This window comes from Microcystis sp. LE19-84.1B (genome assembly GCF_027531875.1).
Lineage (GTDB): Bacteria > Cyanobacteriota > Cyanobacteriia > Cyanobacteriales > Microcystaceae > Microcystis > Microcystis panniformis.
Genome location: NZ_JAPZSR010000075.1, coordinates 1 through 1,943 on the forward strand (window position 1 = coordinate 1; position 1,943 = coordinate 1,943).

The following is a 1,943-nucleotide window of genomic DNA, read 5'->3' on the forward strand; positions in this document are numbered from 1 at the left end:
TTGGTTAATCAATAGAAAAACTAGAGAAGTAGAAATTTATCGTCAAGGACAGGCAGTAGAAATTTTAACTAATCCAGAGAGTTTATCGGGGGAAAATATTTTATCTCAATTTGTCTTAGAACTTGATAATATTTGGTAATTATATAATCCTATAAATATAAAAGAGAATCTATGATGACAGTAGTAGAAATTAAATTTGAATCTTGGCAACTCAGCGATGAACAATTCTTTCAACTGTGTCAGGATAACCGAGATTTACGTTTGGAACGCAATGCGAAAGGAGATTTAATTATTATGCCACCAACCGGAGGAGAAACTGGTAATTCTAACGCTGGAATCACTGCCCAATTATGGTTATGGAATAACCTACATAAATTAGGTGTAGTTTTTGATTCCTCCACGGGGTTTAAACTACCGAATGGGGCCGATCGCTCTCCCGATGCTGCTTGGATACCTTTAGAAAAATGGCAAGCTTTAACCCCACAACAAAAGGAAAGATTTTTACCTCTATCTCCCGATTTTGTCATTGAATTAATGTCTCCTAGTGATAGCCTAGAAACTACTAGGAAAAAAATGCAGGAATATTTAGATAATGGGACTCGTTTAGGTTGGTTAATCAATAGAAAAACGAGAGAAGTAGAAATTTATCGTCAAGGACAGGCAGTAGAAATTTTAACTAATCCAGAGAGTTTATCGGGGGAAAGTATTCTGCCAGAATTTAGTTTAAATCTTACTTTGATTTGGTAAATCAGAGGTAGTGATTGCCGTTTAACGCTTTGCTTTGTTGGGCATTGTCTTCATCGATAAAATACCGAACTTGAGTTTTAAGGAAGATAGTCAGAATCAAGGATTTCTGCAAGGGTAAAGGGTGATTCAATCGGGAATAAATCAGCAGAGAGAAGATACTTTCTTACAGTATCTTCTCTGGCTGCTTGGTAACAATCTATCCAGATTTCAGGAATCAATCTTCTCAGACTTGGACTCTCTTTTAATAAGCGTTGAACTTGTCGGCGTTGTTCAACAATTGTGCTGCGCCATCCTTGAGCATTTGCTTCCTTTTCAGTTAGCCAGTAAGTCAATTTAAGCAAATGTTCGGCAATGACGGTTAAGCGACTTTCTAGTTCTCGTTTTTCACTCCTTCCCATCGTTTCAATTTCTTCGATCAAATTTTCTAAGTCTAATTTTTCAAAACGATGTTCTTTGAGTAAATTAGCGGTTTCTTGTAACCATCGGTAGAAATCTTCTTGATAAAGACTTTTACCTGAGGAGACTAAAGACTTTTCGATGCTCATTTGATGATGACCTAGAAAAAGGAATTCTTAGATAATTTAGAAGCGAATCCCCGATCTCAAAAAGATTGGCAGAATATCGCAGGATTACTCCTGAAAACATCAGAGCTTTAAATTTAAGCTAAAATTGGGTAAAACATCTTCACCCGATAAATCAGTGGGATTTTCTAATATTTCTACCTCCTTTCCTTGACGATAAATTTCAACTTGCCGATTCTGCGGATCGATTAACCAGCCTAACCTTGCGCCATTTTCCCTATATTCGAGCAGTTTTTTCTGTAATTTGTCAAGACTATCGGATTCAGACCGCAATTCCACCACAAAATCGGGGCAGAGGGGAATAAATCCCTTTTTCTGCTTAGGGGTTAAAGATTCCCAGCGTTCTCGACTCACCCAAGATAGATCGGGAGAACGAATCGCCCCATTTGGTAGTATAAATCCAGTGGAAGAGTCAAACCCGACCCCTAAAGCTTCATTTTCTTCGCACCAGCGAAACAATTGTCCTGTTATGCGAAAATTACGCTGTCCTGATTCGCCACCTGTCGGGGGATTCACGATTAATTCTCCTTGAACTGTACGTTCTAATTTTAAGTCACGGTTGACCGCAGCAAGGGCTTCAAACTGTTCAAGGGTGATAGAGAGAGCGATCGCCGT

The 1,943-nt window shown here is 38.5% G+C and carries 3 protein-coding genes; 1 reads left to right on the forward strand and 2 read right to left on the reverse strand.

The features are described 5' to 3' along the window. Window positions 1-171 precede the first annotated feature (171 nt). Window positions 172-747, forward strand: coding sequence for a Uma2 family endonuclease (locus O9324_RS04205; protein WP_002784917.1), 576 nt, complete (start codon window positions 172-174; stop codon window positions 745-747). 77 nt (window positions 748-824) lie between these two features. Here O9324_RS04205 and O9324_RS04210 read toward each other — a convergent pair whose 3' ends face one another. Both O9324_RS04210 and O9324_RS04215 read right to left on the reverse strand, forming a co-directional pair. After that, complete coding sequence (locus O9324_RS04210) at window positions 825-1,292, reverse strand: DUF29 domain-containing protein (protein WP_002757365.1); 468 nt, start codon at window positions 1,290-1,292, stop codon at window positions 825-827. Window positions 1,293-1,391: 99 nt separating this feature from the next. Further along, a partial coding sequence (locus O9324_RS04215; protein ID WP_288139547.1) for a Uma2 family endonuclease occupies window positions 1,392-1,943 on the reverse strand: 552 nt, incomplete at its 5' end.